Source organism: Microbacterium sp. Soil_N32, from assembly GCF_057655505.1.
In genome coordinates this window covers 56,582-71,184 of record NZ_JBDGME010000019.1, presented here as the reverse complement: position 1 = coordinate 71,184, position 14,603 = coordinate 56,582, and the positions used below count along the sequence as shown (strand labels likewise).

The 14,603-nt window shown below is 69.6% G+C and carries 13 protein-coding genes; 4 read left to right on the top strand and 9 right to left on the bottom strand.

Annotated elements, in window-relative coordinates; genetic code table 11:
* Window positions 1-25: 25 nt before the first annotated feature.
* The 5 genes from AC3A3J_RS08385 to AC3A3J_RS08365 all read right to left on the bottom strand — a co-directional run bounded on the left by AC3A3J_RS08385 (window position 26) and on the right by AC3A3J_RS08365 (window position 4,536).
* On the bottom strand, window positions 26-1,792 hold the full coding sequence (locus tag AC3A3J_RS08385; protein WP_487671846.1) for a peptidoglycan D,D-transpeptidase FtsI family protein: 1,767 nt from the start codon (window positions 1,790-1,792) through the stop codon (window positions 26-28).
* 32 nt (window positions 1,793-1,824) lie between these two features.
* Entirely contained in the window at window positions 1,825-2,388 is a 564-nt protein-coding gene (ftsL, locus tag AC3A3J_RS08380; RefSeq protein ID WP_487671845.1) for a cell division protein FtsL, read from the bottom strand.
* Complete coding sequence (rsmH, locus tag AC3A3J_RS08375) at window positions 2,385-3,323, bottom strand: 16S rRNA (cytosine(1402)-N(4))-methyltransferase RsmH (RefSeq protein ID WP_487671844.1); 939 nt, start codon at window positions 3,321-3,323, stop codon at window positions 2,385-2,387. Before rsmH ends, ftsL begins: the two co-directional genes overlap by 4 nt.
* 101 nt (window positions 3,324-3,424) lie before the next feature.
* The gene (gene mraZ / locus AC3A3J_RS08370) at window positions 3,425-3,856 is read right to left on the bottom strand and encodes a division/cell wall cluster transcriptional repressor MraZ (RefSeq protein WP_091234647.1); all 432 of its coding nucleotides are present in this window, start codon (window positions 3,854-3,856) and stop codon (window positions 3,425-3,427) included.
* 299 nt (window positions 3,857-4,155) lie between these two features.
* On the bottom strand, window positions 4,156-4,536 hold the full coding sequence (locus AC3A3J_RS08365) for a DUF3040 domain-containing protein (protein ID WP_487671843.1): 381 nt from the start codon (window positions 4,534-4,536) through the stop codon (window positions 4,156-4,158).
* Between the two features lie 85 nt (window positions 4,537-4,621).
* On the opposite strand from AC3A3J_RS08365, the gene AC3A3J_RS08360 reads away from it, so the two are divergent.
* Entirely contained in the window at window positions 4,622-5,722 is a 1,101-nt protein-coding gene (locus AC3A3J_RS08360) for a polyprenyl synthetase family protein (RefSeq protein WP_487671842.1), read from the top strand.
* 26 nt (window positions 5,723-5,748) lie between these two features.
* Here AC3A3J_RS08360 and AC3A3J_RS08355 read toward each other — a convergent pair whose 3' ends face one another.
* Window positions 5,749-6,099, bottom strand: coding sequence for an Rv2175c family DNA-binding protein (locus AC3A3J_RS08355; RefSeq protein WP_487671841.1), 351 nt, complete (start codon window positions 6,097-6,099; stop codon window positions 5,749-5,751).
* A 141-nt stretch (window positions 6,100-6,240) separates the two neighbouring features.
* Between AC3A3J_RS08355 and AC3A3J_RS08350 the strand changes: the two genes are divergently transcribed.
* Both AC3A3J_RS08350 and pknB read left to right on the top strand, forming a co-directional pair.
* A complete protein-coding gene (locus AC3A3J_RS08350) occupies window positions 6,241-7,443 on the top strand; it encodes a LysM peptidoglycan-binding domain-containing protein (protein WP_487671840.1) in 1,203 nt (400 codons plus the stop codon).
* Window positions 7,444-7,522: 79 nt separating this feature from the next.
* A complete protein-coding gene (gene pknB / locus AC3A3J_RS08345) occupies window positions 7,523-9,472 on the top strand; it encodes a Stk1 family PASTA domain-containing Ser/Thr kinase (RefSeq protein WP_487671839.1) in 1,950 nt (649 codons plus the stop codon).
* Between the two features lie 71 nt (window positions 9,473-9,543).
* Here pknB and AC3A3J_RS08340 read toward each other — a convergent pair whose 3' ends face one another.
* The 3 genes from AC3A3J_RS08340 to AC3A3J_RS08330 form a co-directional block, all read right to left on the bottom strand.
* Window positions 9,544-9,912, bottom strand: coding sequence for a hypothetical protein (locus tag AC3A3J_RS08340; protein ID WP_487671838.1), 369 nt, complete (start codon window positions 9,910-9,912; stop codon window positions 9,544-9,546).
* A 580-nt stretch (window positions 9,913-10,492) separates the two neighbouring features.
* Window positions 10,493-11,833 (bottom strand): class II 3-deoxy-7-phosphoheptulonate synthase, encoded by a 1,341-nt coding sequence (locus AC3A3J_RS08335; RefSeq protein ID WP_487671837.1) that lies wholly within the window; start codon window positions 11,831-11,833, stop codon window positions 10,493-10,495.
* A 37-nt stretch (window positions 11,834-11,870) separates the two neighbouring features.
* Window positions 11,871-12,569 carry a lysophospholipid acyltransferase family protein gene (locus tag AC3A3J_RS08330; protein WP_487671836.1) on the bottom strand — a complete coding sequence of 233 codons (699 nt, stop codon included), beginning with the start codon at window positions 12,567-12,569 and terminating at the stop codon, window positions 11,871-11,873.
* A gap of 150 nt (window positions 12,570-12,719) precedes the next feature.
* Here AC3A3J_RS08330 and AC3A3J_RS08325 point away from each other — a divergent pair, with 150 nt between their 5' ends.
* Window positions 12,720-14,552 (top strand): AMP-dependent synthetase/ligase, encoded by a 1,833-nt coding sequence (locus tag AC3A3J_RS08325; RefSeq protein ID WP_487671835.1) that lies wholly within the window; start codon window positions 12,720-12,722, stop codon window positions 14,550-14,552.
* Window positions 14,553-14,603: the final 51 nt, after the last annotated feature.

Below are 14,603 nucleotides of genomic sequence, written 5' to 3'. Positions count from 1 at the left end.
CATCTCCAGGCGCGGCTCTCGCCGACTACTCGAACTTGGGCAGCAACTCGTCCATCGGGGTGGAGGACGGCATCACGCGATAGGTCTTCATGACCTGCGTCATCGCCTTCTGGAAGGCGGATGCGGTCGCTGCGGACGATACAACCTTAGTCGGCTCGTCGAGGGTGACCATGACGACGTACTTCGGGTCGTCGACCGGGGCGAAGCCGACCATGCTCGTGAAGTACACGCCCTGCTTGTACCCGCCGTTGCCGTCCGGCACCTGTGCGGTACCGGTCTTGCTGGTGACCCGGTAGCCCGGCACCTGGATGCGCTCGGCGTTGCCGCCCTGCACGGCCACGTTCTCGAGCATCCGCGTCAGGTCGGCGGCGGTCTGCTCCGTGATGATCTGCTCGTGGGCGGGAGCGGCGGCGTCGACGACGGTGCCGTCGGCCTGCGTGCAGGACTCGACGAGCGACAGGTCGATCTTCTCGCCGCCGTTCGCGATGGCCTGGTAGGCACCGGCGACCTGCGCCGCCGTAACCGTGAAGTACTGGCCGAACGTCGTGGTGTACAGCGACTGGCTGTCCCATTCACTGACGGGGTGCAGGGTGCCGGAGACCTCGCTGGGGAAGCCGATCGTGTCCTTCCCGACGCCGAAGCGCTGCAGGTAGTCGTAGCGCACGTCGGGGCTCACCATCGTGCCGAACTTCGACAGCGCCACATTGGACGAGTCGATCAGTCCGCCCGCGAGGGTGTAGTTGTACGCCGGGTGGCTGAATGCGTCGTTGATGACCGCTCCGTTGGGGAACGTCTCGCGCGAGGCCGCGCTCACGGTGCTGAGAGGCGTCACCCCCGCGCCCTCCATCACGGCGGCAGCGGTGATGGCCTTGAACGTCGAGCCCGGCTCGAAGTCGCGGTGGAAGATCTGGCTGCTCCACGCGGAGGCGGGAGCGTTCGCGAGATCGTTGGGGTCGACGGCCGGCCACTCGGCCGCCGCGCGGATCTTGCCCGTCTCGACCTCGACGACCGTGACCGTGCCGCCCTTGGCGCCCTGCTTCTGCGCCTCCTCGGCGATCATCTGCTGCATGTACCAGTTGAGGTCGCTGTTGAGAGTGAGCTGCACGGTGCCGCCGTCGACGGCGTCCACCACGTGCTCGCTCCCGGGGATGACGACGCCGTCCTTGCCCTTGCGGTACGAGATCTCGCCGTCGGTGGGCGCGAGGCACTGCTGGTCGAGCTTCTCGATGCCGGACTGCGCCTCGCCGCTGCCGTTGAGGAAGCCGACGATGTTGCCGGCGACGGCGCCGTTCGGGTAGACCCGCGTCTCGCGCGCATCCATGTGCAGGTAGGCGAGCTTGAGGTCGCGCAGCTCGATGTACTGCTCGGTGGTGAGCGAGGTCTTCAGTTCGACGTACTGGCTGGTGGGGTCGACCGCGAGCTTGTCGGCGACGAGCGCGCGCACCTCGTCGCCCGTCTGCCCCGTGATGGCCGCGATCTTCTCGGACGCCTCGGCCCACGGCAGCTCGGGGTCCTTCTCCTCGAGCTGCGTGATCACGAGCGGGCTCAGCTGCGCGTCGTAGACCAGCACGCTCGAGGCGAGCACCGTGCCCTCCGTGTCGACGATCTTCCCGCGCTGGCCCGCGATCGTGTCGCCCTCGCCGATCACGCCTTCGGAGTCGGCGATGTGCTCGTTGGCGCTGACGACCTGGATGTCGACGAGGCGGATCACGAACGTGCAGAGGACGCAGAGGATGACCGCGAGGGCCACGACCGTACGTCGTCGTGGACCGCGTGTCGCGCGTGTCGTCATGTCTTCTCTCCGTCCGTGGTGAGCGAGTGCGGTCAGCGGGTGGTGGGGCTGGGCAGGCCGTCGGCGATCGACAGCGGCAGGTCGTCGGCGGGAGCGCCGCCCGTCTCGGCGGCCTCGGCGGTGGCATCCGGCGCGGCAGGAGGCGCGATCAGGGAGTTGGCCACGGCTCCCGCACCCGCCGGGTCGACGGTGGACGTCCAGTCGGCGCCGGCGCCGGTGCCGAACACGGCCCCGTCGCTCAGACGGAGGTACGAGGGCGAGCCCGCGACGACCATGCCGAGACCGGAGGCGCTGGCGGCCAGCACCTGGGGCGAGCTCAGGCCGGTGAGTTCCTCCTGCAGCGCCTCGGCGCGCAGGTCGAGCTCGCGCTGCTGCGAGGTGAGACCCGCGAGAGCGAAGGAGTCCTGCGTGATCGCGAGCGAGAGGGCCACCTGCACTCCCCCGATCACCATGGCCCCGAGGAAGGCGACGAGCGCGTAGACGAGCTTCGGACGGCGGCGGGCCGCGGGCTGCGCCACCGGCTGCAGACGGCGCTGCGGAGTGACGCGGGGCGCGCTCGGCTGCGCCGGGCGACGGACGACGGCGGGTGCGCTCATGCGGACTCTCGGATCTTCTCGGCCGCTCGCAGGCGAACGGGGATGGCACGGGGGTTTCGGGCGCGTTCCGCCTCGTCGGCGAGTTCGGCGCCCTTGGTCAGCACGCGGAAGCGCGGCGCGTGCTCCGGCAGCTCCACCGGCAGACCGGCGGGTGCGGTCGAGGCGGATGCCGCGGCGAACGCCTGCTTCACGAGGCGGTCCTCGAGCGACTGGTACGACATGACGACGATGCGGCCACCGATGTTCAGCGCGTCCATCGCCGGCGGGATGGCGTCGGCGAGAACGGTGAGTTCGGAGTTCACTTCGATGCGCAGCGCCTGGAAGACGCGCTTCGCCGGGTGGCCGGCGCGCTGCGCCGCCGCGGGGGTCGCCGCGACGAGGATCTCGACGAGCTCGGCGGAGCGGGTGATCGGCTTCTTCTGGCGGGCCTCGACGATGAAGCGGGCGTAGCGGCCGGCCAGCTTCTCTTCGCCGTAGCGCTCGAAGATGCGGCGGAGGTTGCCTTCGCTGTACGTCGCCACCACTTCGGCCGCCGTCAGACCCTTGGTCTGATCCATGCGCATGTCGAGAGGCGCGTCCTTCGAGTAGGCGAAGCCGCGTTCGGCTTCGTCGAGCTGCAGGGAGGAGACGCCCAGGTCGAACAGGATGCCCGACGCCCCCTGCGCGTGCAGGCCGATCTCGTCGTAGACGGTGTGCACGAGCGTCACGCGATCCGCGAACCGCTCCAGCCGCTGGCCGGCGATGCGCAGCGCATCGGTGTCGCGGTCGAGACCGATGAGTCGGATGTTGTCGAAGCGCTCGAGGAAGGCCTCGGCGTGGCCGCCCATGCCGAGTGTGGCATCGACGAGCACCGCCCCGTCGCCCTGGAGGGCGGGGGCGAGCAGCTCGACGCAGCGTTCGAGCAGGACGGGGGTGTGGATGTCTCGGAGGTTCATGATCTCTTTCGGGTGACCTTCGGCTCTGATCCCCCTCCGCTTCGCGACCCGGCACCGGGGAAGTGTGTCGGGGCGGGAGCGGCGGGGCATCACAGCCGTGGTCAGAACAGGCCCGGAATCACCTCCTGCTCCAGATCGGCGTATGTCTCCTCGCCGGCGGCGAGGTAGGCGTTCCAGCTCTCGGCGTCCCAGATCTCGGCGTGCGCGCCGACACCGGTGACGATGAGCTCCTTCTGCAGTCCCGCGTACTGACGCAGGTGCGCGGGGATGGTGATGCGGTTCTGGCTGTCGGGCATCTCCGCGCTGGCGCCGGAGAGGAACAGGCGCATGAAGTCGCGCGCCTGCTTGTTGGCGAGAGGTGCCTGACGGATGCGTTCGTGCATCGCCTCGAACTCGGCCGTGCTGAAGACGTAGAGGCAGCGCTCCTGCCCCCGGGTGACGACGATGCCGCCGCCGAGGTCTTCGCGGAACTTGGCGGGCAGAATGACCCGCCCTTTGTCGTCCAGCTTCGGAGAATGCGTCCCCAGCAGCATCAGCCATCACCCCCTCTCCGTCCGGCCAAACTCGAGGTGCGCCCCACTTTACTCCACTTCCCTCCACTTTCCTACGGCAAAGTTGCCTGAAACGGGCCGTCTTTCGGGGTCCTGCCGGATTCAGGCCCGAGATTCCGCGGTGACAGCGGGGTGGAGGACGGTGGAGGGCCGGTGGAGGGAGAGGGAGGAAGCGTGGAGAGCCGAACGGCGGGAAGGCGCGGCGGGAGCGGGGAACGCGCACGAAAAAGGCCCGGATGCTCGAAGCATCCGGGCCTTCTCAGAAGACGGAGGGGAAGGGGTTACTGCCCCTCGTGGCGACGATCCCACCGATCGTTCATGCGATCCATGAACGATGCGGAACCCTTGGGCGGCGCCGCGGCGCGAGGCGCACGTGCCGGTGCTGCCGTCGACGTCCGTCGAACCGGGGTGACCGCCAGCATGACACCGGCGAGCATGGCGGCGAATCCGATCACTCCGACGACGATGCCCCACACGTCGCCGAGGATGACGCCGACCACCAGCCCACCGACACCGGCGAGGACGAGGAGGGCGCCGTAGACGAGGTTGCGATAGCTCAGCGCTCGGTCGCCCGAAGGCGCACTGACAACATCGGCGTCATTGTGCAGGAGATGGCGTTCCATCTCGTCGAGCAGACGCTGCTCCTGTTCGGAGAGTGGCATTTCGTCCCCCTCGGGTGTCGTGCATTCCATTCTACGCGCGCGCATGCGTCGGAGGCTAGCGATTGGGGCTCACCTTCCTATACGTATGCTGGGAGTCGTGCTCTCCCCTGCCGCCGTTCCCGATGCCGTCGCCGCTCGCCTGCAGGAGTTCCTGCGCCGGATGCGGGCGGAGTCGACGGAGTACGGCCCGGATGCCGTCGCGATGGTGGACGCCGCCGCCGACACCCTCGTCGGCGGGAAGCGCTTGCGCGCCCGCTTCTGCCACGCGGGATGGGCCGCCGTCGCGGCGACGACGGATCCGGACGCGTCGGAGGACGTCGCGCTCTGGGATCTGTGCGCCGCCCTCGAGATCTTCCAGTCGGCCGCTCTGGTGCACGACGACGTGATCGACAACTCCGATACGCGCCGCGGGCGCCCCGCCTCCCACCGCGCGCTGGAGGCGTCGCACCGGGAGTCGGGATGGAGCGGAGACGCGGAGCGCTTCGGACGATCCGCCGCCATCCTGCTCGGCGATCTGCTGGTGGCCTGGAGCGACGACCTTCTCGAGTCGGCTCTCGCCGCCCACCCCCACGCGGCCCGGGTCCGTGCCGAATACGCCCGGATGCGCCGCGACGTCACCGTCGGGCAGTTCCTCGACATCGCCGAGGAGTCCGCGTGGAGCGTCGCCGACGACGCCGCGCACGCCGAGCGCGCACTGCGGGTCGCCTCTCTGAAGTCCGCGAGGTACAGCATCGTGCAGCCCCTCGTGCTGGGCGCGGCCCTCGCCGGCGCCGACGACGACCAGCTCGACGCGTTGCGTCGTTTCGGGCATCCGGTCGGCATGGCGTTCCAGCTGCGGGACGACGTCCTCGGCGTGTTCGGAGACGCGGCGACGACGGGTAAGCCCGCGGGCGACGACCTGCGGGAGGGGAAGCGGACCGTGCTCGTCGCTTTCACCCGCGAACGTCTGACGGCGGACGAGCGACGCGCGCTCGACGCCCTGCTGGGGGATCCGCTTCTCGACGAGTCGCGCGTGGCGTCGGTGCGCTCGACGATGGAGGAGACGGGCGCACTCTCCCGGCTCGAAGAACTCATCTCCTCTTACGCGGACGAGGCCGAGAACGCCCTGTCGGGCGCCCGGCTCGACACCACGGCGATCACGGGTCTCCGCGACCTGGCCCGCGCCGCGACGGTGCGCACGGCCTGAGCCGACTCGCCGCGACCGGGCGGGGCTCAGGCGAGCGTGCGGGCGATCCGGCGCACCTCGCTCTTGTGGCCTTCGCGAAGGGCGGCGATCGGCGCACGACCCATCGTCTCCTCCTCTTCGAGCAGCCAGTCGATGAGCTCGTCGTCGCTGAAGCCGGCGTCCTGCAGCACGATGATCGTGCCGCGCAGGGAGCTCAGCGGACGGCCGTCGACGATGAAGATCGACGGCACGGCGAAAACGCCGGAACGGCGCGACCCGACGAGGTAGTGCTCGTCGATGAGGCGGCGGACGCGATTCAGCGGCTCACCCAGCACCTCGACGAGGTCGGGCATGGTCAGCCAGTCGGCGGCGGGGGTTGCTGCAACGTTCTCAGACACCTAGCCACTATCCCATGCCCCTCGGTCCCCCGGGGTGCTCCCCTCGGTGCGCTCGGTCGCCTCATCAGTCACATGCGTCACTTCTGTTGACATCTCTCCCATGCCGTGTCAGCGTGGCAGGACTCGAAAGGGGCCCCCGCCATGACTCCGAGAACATCCGAGCGCCGTCGCCGTCTCGCGCCGCTGGCCCTCCCCGCCGCCGTCCTGGGCGCCCTCGCGGGATCGCTCGCGTCGCCCGCGCCGTCCGCGGTCGCGGCGACGCCCGCGCTCCACGACCGGGCGACCGCGTCGGGTTTGCGGGTCGTGCCCACGCAGGCCCCTGTGCCGCCCGAGAGCTACACCGTGGTCGAGGGCGACACGGTGTACGACGTCGCGCGGCGGTTCGGGCTCCGCACCGCCGACGTGCTCGCGTGGAGCGGGCTGACCCCCGCCTCGATCATCCGGCCCGGCGACACGCTGCGCCTCGTCGGCGCGACACCGTCGGCCGCACCGGCGACTCCGGCCGCGCCGGCTCCCGCGCCGGCGTCCACCCACACCGTCGCCGCCGGCGACACGCTCTTCGCGATCGCTGCCGCCCACGGCACGTCCCTCGAGGCCCTGTTGGCCGCGAACGGACTGAACCGCTCATCGATCATCTACCCGGGACAGACACTCGCACTGTCCGCCTCCGCCCCCGCCGCGGCGGCGGCGCCGGCGCCTGCCGCTCCCTCCCCCGCTCCGGCCGTCGGGACCCACACCGTCGTTGCGGGCGACACCCTGTTCGCCATCGCCCGCGCTCACGGCACCAGCCTCGAGGCCCTGCTCGCGGCGAACGGCCTCGACCGTGCATCCATCATCTATCCGGGTCAGGCGCTGCGTCTGCCCGGAGCGCCGGCGGCGGCGACCCCTCCGCCCGCGCCCGCGGCGCCGACCTCGGCGAACACCCAGCTCTCGGCCGACCTCTCGGCGGAGCAGGCCGGGAACGCCGCTCTCATCATCCGGGTCGGCACCGAACTCGGCGTGCCCGACCGCGGAATCGCGATCGCCCTCGCCACCGCCATGGTCGAGTCGGGCCTGCGCAACGTGACCTGGGGCGACCGCGACTCCCTCGGACTCTTCCAGCAGCGGCCGAGCACCGGCTGGGGCTCCGCCGAACAGGTGCAGGACGCGGAGCGCGCCGCTCGCGCCTTCTACGGCGGCCCGAACGATCCCAACGGGTCGACGACGCGCGGACTGCTCGACATCCCCGGGTGGCACGACATGCCGTTCACCCAGGCGGCGCAGGCCGTGCAGATCTCGGCCTTCCCCGACCGCTACGGGCAGTGGGAGACCGCCGCCCACCGGTGGCTCGAGCTGCACCGATGAGGCGAACCTCCGTATTCGACTTCTCCGCAGAGGTGAGGCGCTCCCGGGCCTCCCAGGCAGTTCTCTCTAGAATTCTGTCGTGACGTCCCACCAGCAAGCCGACCCGCTCATCGGGCGGCTTGTCGACGGCCGGTACCGGGTGCGTGCCCGCATCGCGCGCGGCGGCATGGCCACCGTGTACGTCGCCACCGACCTCCGCCTCGAGCGCCGCATCGCGCTCAAGGTCATGCACGCGCACCTCAGCGACGACTCGGCGTTCCAGAGCCGCTTCATCCAGGAGGCACGCTCGGCGGCCCGACTCGCCGACCCGCACGTCGTCAATGTGTTCGACCAGGGGCAGGACGGCGAGCTCGCCTACCTGGTGATGGAGTACCTCCCGGGGATCACCCTGCGCGAGCTGCTCCGCGAGCAGAAGCGCCTCACCATCACCCAGACGATCACCATCATGGACGCGATCCTCGCGGGGCTCGCCGCCGCGCATCGCGCCGGGATCGTGCACCGGGATGTGAAGCCCGAGAACGTCCTGCTCGCCGAGGACGGACGCATCAAGATCGGCGACTTCGGCCTCGCCCGCGCGACCACGGCGAACACCGCCACGGGGCAGCAGCTGCTCGGCACCATCGCCTACCTCGCGCCGGAGCTCGTCACCCGCGGGACCGCCGATGCCCGCAGCGACATCTACGCCCTCGGCATCATGCTGTACGAGATGCTCGTCGGCGAGCAGCCCTACAAGGGCGAGCAGCCGATGCAGATCGCCTTCCAGCACGCGACGGAGTCGGTGCCGCGTCCGAGCATCCGCAATCCCGCCATCCCCGAGCAGCTCGACGAGCTGGTGCTGTGGGCGACGGAGAAGTCGCCAGACGAACGGCCGGACGACGCGCAGCAGATGCTCGAACGGCTGCGTGCCATCGAGCGCGAGATCGACGTGACCCCTGCGGCGGCCACCGCGGCTCACACCCGGGTGCTCGCGGAATCCGGTGAGCTCACCAAGGTGCTCCCGATGCCGTCGACCATGCCGTCGCCCGAGGTCGCCGATCCGGCCGCCGTCACGCTCGACAACGCGACGCTCCTGCGGCGACGCGCCGCCCGCCGTCGCGCGCGCGGCGCCCTCCTGCTGACCATCGTGCTGCTCCTCGCGACCGTCGCCGGCGGCGTCGGCTGGTGGTTCGGGTCCGGACCCGGGTCGCTCGTGGCCGTCCCCGGCGTCGAGGGTCTGACCTATGAGGAGGCCGCGGCAGCCCTTACCGAGGACGGCTTCCAACCGTCGCAGCAGGAGCGGTTCGCGATCGACATCCCCGCCGGCACGGTCATCGAGACCGACCCGCGGGAGGGAGCGCGCCTCGACCAGGGCGCCGCCGTGACCGTGATCGTCTCAGCCGGCCCGGCGCCCCACACCGTCGAGGCGTTGAACGGGAAGACCGAGGACGAGGCCCGCGAATACCTCTCCGCGATCTCGGTCAACGTCGGCGACGAACCCCTGCTGCTCTTCTCCGACGCCGCCGAAGGGGTCGTCATCAACGCCTTCGTCACTCCGCGTAGCGGCGCGGAGTCATATGCCTGCGCTGAGGGCTGTGATCTCTTCGAGGACGACACGGTCGACCTCTACGTCTCGGCGGGTGAGTTCCCCGACGTCTCGGGCCTGTCGGTCGGTCAGGCCACCGACACGCTCGCGGCCAAGGGGCTCGGTGTCACCGACGAGCCGCAGTACGTCTTCAGCACCGAGGTCGAGAAGGACCGCGTGATCGGCGTCGCCGACCGTGCCGAGGAGGGCAACTGGCGCCCGGGCGACAACGTGCAGCTGATCGTCTCGAAGGGCCCCGAGCTCTTCCCCGTGCCCGACGTCACGGGTCTCACGCGGGACGAGGCCGCGAAGAAGATCCGCGACGCCGGATTCGAGCCCGTGTGGAACGCGATCTGGAACGCCTTCCCGAACGACTTCACCGAGGTGTCCGGCACCGACCCCGGTCCCGGTTCGCAGCGGCAGCGTGGCGTGCAGGTGACCGTGCAGATCAAGAGCAGCGCCTTCTAGGCCGCGGTGGGTCAGCAGCACTGGGGCGGCGACGAGTCGCGCATCGACTCGCCGCCGCCCCGGCACTCCATTCAGATGTCGATGCGCCCCGCGATGGCCGACAGCTTGTGTCGCGCGAGTGCCAGGTTCGCCCGCGCGCGGTCGAGGACGAGGTAGACGAACAGGCCCCCGGTGTAATCGCCGTCGAGCACGTTGATCAGGTGATACTGATCGTCGAGCGTGATGAGGATGTCGTCGATCTTTCCGCTGAGGCCCAACTCCTTCATGGTCTGCAGCTTCGCCCGTACGACGTTGGAGTTTCCTGCAGCCGCGATCCCCAAGTCGAAGCCCGGGTGACCGCCCTGCGCCAGCGCCATGCCGGATGCGGCGTCGACCAGCGAGGCGGCGGTCGCGCCGTCGATCGCAAGGAGTTCCTGCACGGATTGATCCAGATTTGCCATTCTTACTCTTTCTTCTACGGTGCCGGTCGGGCTGAGCGATGGCCCTCGCTCGGGGTCCGGACTCTCCGGGGCTGGTGTGGTCGGGATGCTCGTGGGTTCGGAGTCCACGAAACCGAGGTGCGGGGCGTGTCTCCGTTGGCGTTCGGGCGACGTGCTGCGGTCGCCCCACTCCGGAAGACCGATCTCGCCTGCGCTGATCGCGACATGACGCGTAGCGCGCACGGACCCATCTGGAACGGCCGGAGCCGGAGAGAAGAGGTCTTCGAAGGCGCGGAGAGCATCCTCCGACGACGTGTCTGCGATTCCCGGCTCGCGCCGCGGGACTTCCGCTTCGGCCGAGCGCTGGCGACGGCTGAAGAATGCCACCCGTGTCCCCCTACCCCAGTGAGCTGGTCCGCCGAGGCTAACAATGCAGGTCTAGGAGGTCAACGATTTTCGCACAAAGATTCGAGTGTTCTGGTATGCTTCGCGCGCGTCACGTCGGTGGAGTGGATCGCCCGCGGCATAGCGGGCCGACAACGGGCATCGACGACGAAGGCCGCGCCCCGGATGCGGGGCGCGGCCTTCGAGGGATGCAGGGTCAGCGCTTCTCGAGCTCCTCAGCCACGAGAAACGCCAGTTCGAGCGACTGCATGTGGTTCAGACGGGGGTCGCACAGGCTCTCGTAGCGCGTGGCCAGCGCCGCCTCGTCGATCTGCTCCGATCCGCCCAGGCATTCGGTCACGTCGTCGCCGGTGAGTTCGACATGGATGCCTCCGGGGAACGTGCCCACCGCGCGGTGCGCCTCGAAGAAGCCGCGCACCTCGTCGACGACGTCGTCGAAGCGACGGGTCTTGTAGCCGGTGGGCGTGGTGATGCCGTTGCCGTGCATCGGATCCGTCACCCACAGGGGGGTGGCGCCGGAATCGCGCACCGCCTCGAGCAGCGGCGGCAGAGCGTCGCGGATCTTGCCGGCACCCATGCGCGTGATGAACGTCAGGCGACCGGGCTCGCGGTTCGGGTCGAGCTTGTCGATCAACTCCAGCGCGGTCTCGGGCGTGGTGGTCGGCCCGAGCTTGACGCCGATGGGGTTGCGGATGCGCGAGAAGTAGTCGACGTGAGCGCCGTCGAGCTCGCGGGTGCGCTCACCGATCCACAGGAAGTGCGCCGACGTGTTGTACGGAGTGTCGGTGCGCGAGTCGATGCGGGTCATGGGCCGCTCGTAGTCCATGAGCAGACCCTCGTGCCCGGTGAAGAACTCCACGCGCTTGAGCTCGTCGAAGTCGGCGCCCGCCGCCTCCATGAACTTGATGGCGCGGTCGATCTCGGCGGCCATGCGCTCGTAGCGCTGATTGGCCGGGTTCTGCGCGAAGCCCTTGTTCCAGGAGTGCACCTCGCGCAGATCGGCGAACCCTCCCTGCGTGAACGCGCGGATGAGGTTCAGCGTCGACGCGGCCGTGTGGTACCCCTGCAGCAGGCGACCGGGATCCGCCTGGCGCGAGGCCTCGGTGAAGTCGTAGCCGTTGACGATGTCGCCCCGGTAAGCCGGGAGCGTGACATCCCCGCGCGTCTCGCTGTCGCTCGACCGCGGCTTGGCGAACTGCCCGGCCATACGCCCCATCTTGACGACCGGCATCGACGCACCGTACGTGAGCACGACGGCCATCTGGAGCACGGTCTTGATCCGGTTGCGGATCTGCTCGGCCGTCGCGCCGGCGAACGTCTCGGCGCAGTCTCCACCCTGCAGCAGGAAAGCCTGGCCGGAGGCGGCCCGGGCCAGACGGTCGCGGAGGTTGTCCACCTCGCCGGCGAACACCAGCGGGGGCAGCGCGGCGATCTGGCGCGAGACCTCGGCCACGCGCTCGGCGTCCGGCCACTGCGGCTGCTGCTTGATGGGAAGGGAACGCCAGGCATCCAGGGCGTCGATGTCGTGCGGGAGCATGCCCCCAGCCTAGTGGTCGCGCACCGCGCGCCCGGCCTCAGCGGCGTCGTGTGACGCGGGCCGGAAGGCGGTCCTTCACCGACGACGCGTAGACGTCTTCGTACTCCTGCGCACCGAGCCGCTGCAGCGCGACCATGATCTCGTCGGTGACCGATCGGAGGATGTAACGGTCGTTCTCCATGCCCGCGTACCGCGAGAAGTCCAGCGGCTCGCCGATCACGATGCCGACGCGGGTGACCCGCGGGATGCGCTGGCCGATCGGCATCGCGGTGTCGGTGTCGACCATCACCACGGGGATGACGGGCACCTTGGCCTCGAGCGCCATGCGGGCGATACCGGTGCGACCGCGGTAGAGCTTGCCGTCGGGGCTGCGCGTGCCCTCGGGGTAGATGCCGAGGAGGTCTCCCCCGCCGAGCACCTGCAGCCCCGTGTTGAGCGACGCTTCGGATGCCTTGCCGCCCGAGCGGTCGATGGGCAGCTGGCCGGTGGCCTTCATGAAGAACTTGGTCGACCACCCCTTGAGGCCGCGGCCGGTGAAGTAGTCGCTCTTGGCGAGGAACGACATCGAGCGGTCGATCATCAGCGGCAGGAAGATCGAGTCGGCGAACGAGAGGTGGTTGCTGGCGAGGATGGCGGCACCGGTCCGGGGCACGTTCGCGCGCCCCACGATCCAGGGGCGGAAGACCGCCTTGACCACGGGGCCGATCACCACGTACTTCATCAGCCAGTAGAACATCGAGGCGAGTCTATCGCCGCGACGCCGCCGCTTCGGGAACATCCGATGGACATGGCCGCGCGCGCGACCCAGTATCACCTCGCATGCGACCGGGTGCCATGCTCTAGACTCGGGGGCAACCCGTGCCCGACCGGTACCGAAGGAGCTGCCGTGGTCCAGTTTGAAGTTCCCGCCGTCGTCCCCGCCGACCCTGACGCGAACGTCACCGACCTCCTGGTCGAGCGCGTGCGCGCGACTCCCGATCGCCCCTTGTTCTCGGTCCCCGAACGCGACGGTTGGCGCGACATCTCGGCCGCCGACTTCGAGAAGGCCGTCGTCGCCCTTGCGAAGGGCTTCGCCGCGGCGGGCATCCAGCCCGGCGACAAGGTGGGCTTCCTCGCCCGCACGACGTACGACTGGACGCTCGTCGACTTCGCGCTGTTCTACGCCGGCGCCGTGATGGTCCCGATCTACGAGACGAGTTCGCCCTCGCAGATCCAGTGGATCATGGAGGACTCCGGCGCCATCGCGCTGCTCGTCGAGTCGCCCGACCACTTCGCGCGGGTCGACGAGATCCGCGGCGACCTGCCGCTCCTCCGCGAGGTGTGGCAGCTCCACCTCGGCGCGATCGCCACGCTTTCGGCACAGGGTGCCGGAGTCGACGACGCCGAGATCGAGCGCCGCCGCGGTCTCGCCGTCGGCTCCGACATCGCGACCCTCATCTACACCTCCGGCTCGACCGGGCGCCCGAAGGGATGCGTGCTCACGCACAGCAACTTCGTCGAACTGTCCCGCAACTCCGCGAAGGCCCTGGACGCGGTCGTGCAGACGCCCGGAGCCTCGACGCTGCTGTTCATCACCACGGCGCACGTCTTCGCCCGCTTCATCTCCATCCTCAACATCCACGCGGGCGTCCGCACGGGACACCAGCCCGACACCCGTCAGCTGCTCCCCGCGCTCGGCTCCTTCAAGCCCACCTTCCTCCTCGCCGTGCCCCGCGTGTTCGAGAAGGTCTACAACTCCGCCGAGCAGAAGGCCGAGGCGGGCGGCAAGGGCAAGATCTTCCGCGCCGCCGCCGACGTCGCGATCGAGCACTCGAAGCGCCTTGAGGCCGGCGAGAAGATCCCGTTCGGCATGAAGCTGAAGTTCGCCCTCTTCAACAAGCTCGTCTACAGCAAGCTCCGCGCGGCCATGGGCGGGAACGTCGCACACGCCGTGTCGGGCTCCGCGCCGCTCGGCTCGCGCCTCGGGCACTTCTTCCACAGTCTCGGCGTCGTCATCCTCGAGGGCTACGGCCTCACCGAGACCACCGCTCCCGCGACCGTGAACCTCGCCGACAAGTCGAAGATCGGCACCGTCGGGCCGGCGCTGCCCGGTGTGGGTGTGCGACTGGCGGACGACGGAGAGATCGAGGTCCGGGGCATCAACGTCTTCCGCGAGTACTGGAACAACCCCGAGGCGACCGCCGCGGCGTTCAGCGAGGGCGGCTGGTTCCGCACCGGGGACATCGGCAGCTTCGACAGCGAGGGCTTCCTCACCATCACCGGACGGAAGAAGGAGATCATCGTCACGGCGGGTGGCAAGAACGTCGCCCCCGCCGCGCTCGAGGACCCAATCCGCGCGAACCCGATCGTCGGTCAGGTCGTGGTGGTCGGAGACCAGAAGCCGTTCATCTCGGCGCTCGTGACCCTCGATTCCGAGATGCTGCCGACATGGCTCGCGAACAACGGCCTCCCGTCCGACATGCCGCTGCGCGAGGCCGCGAGCAACGACGCCGTCCGCGCCGAGGTGCAGCGCGCGGTCGACGCCGCCAATACGCGCGTCTCTCGGGCCGAGTCGATCCGCAAGTTCACGATCCTCGAGACGGAGTGGACCGAGGCGTCCGGCCACCTGACGCCCAAGCTGTCGATCAAGCGGAACGTCATCATGGCCGACTTCGCCGACGAGATCGCCGCGATCTACGACGAGCCGGTGGCCACCACCAACGTGTCGATCACCGGCTGACTCGACGCCGCAGCCCCCGCCCCGTGCAGCATCGGCGGGACGGGGGCTGCG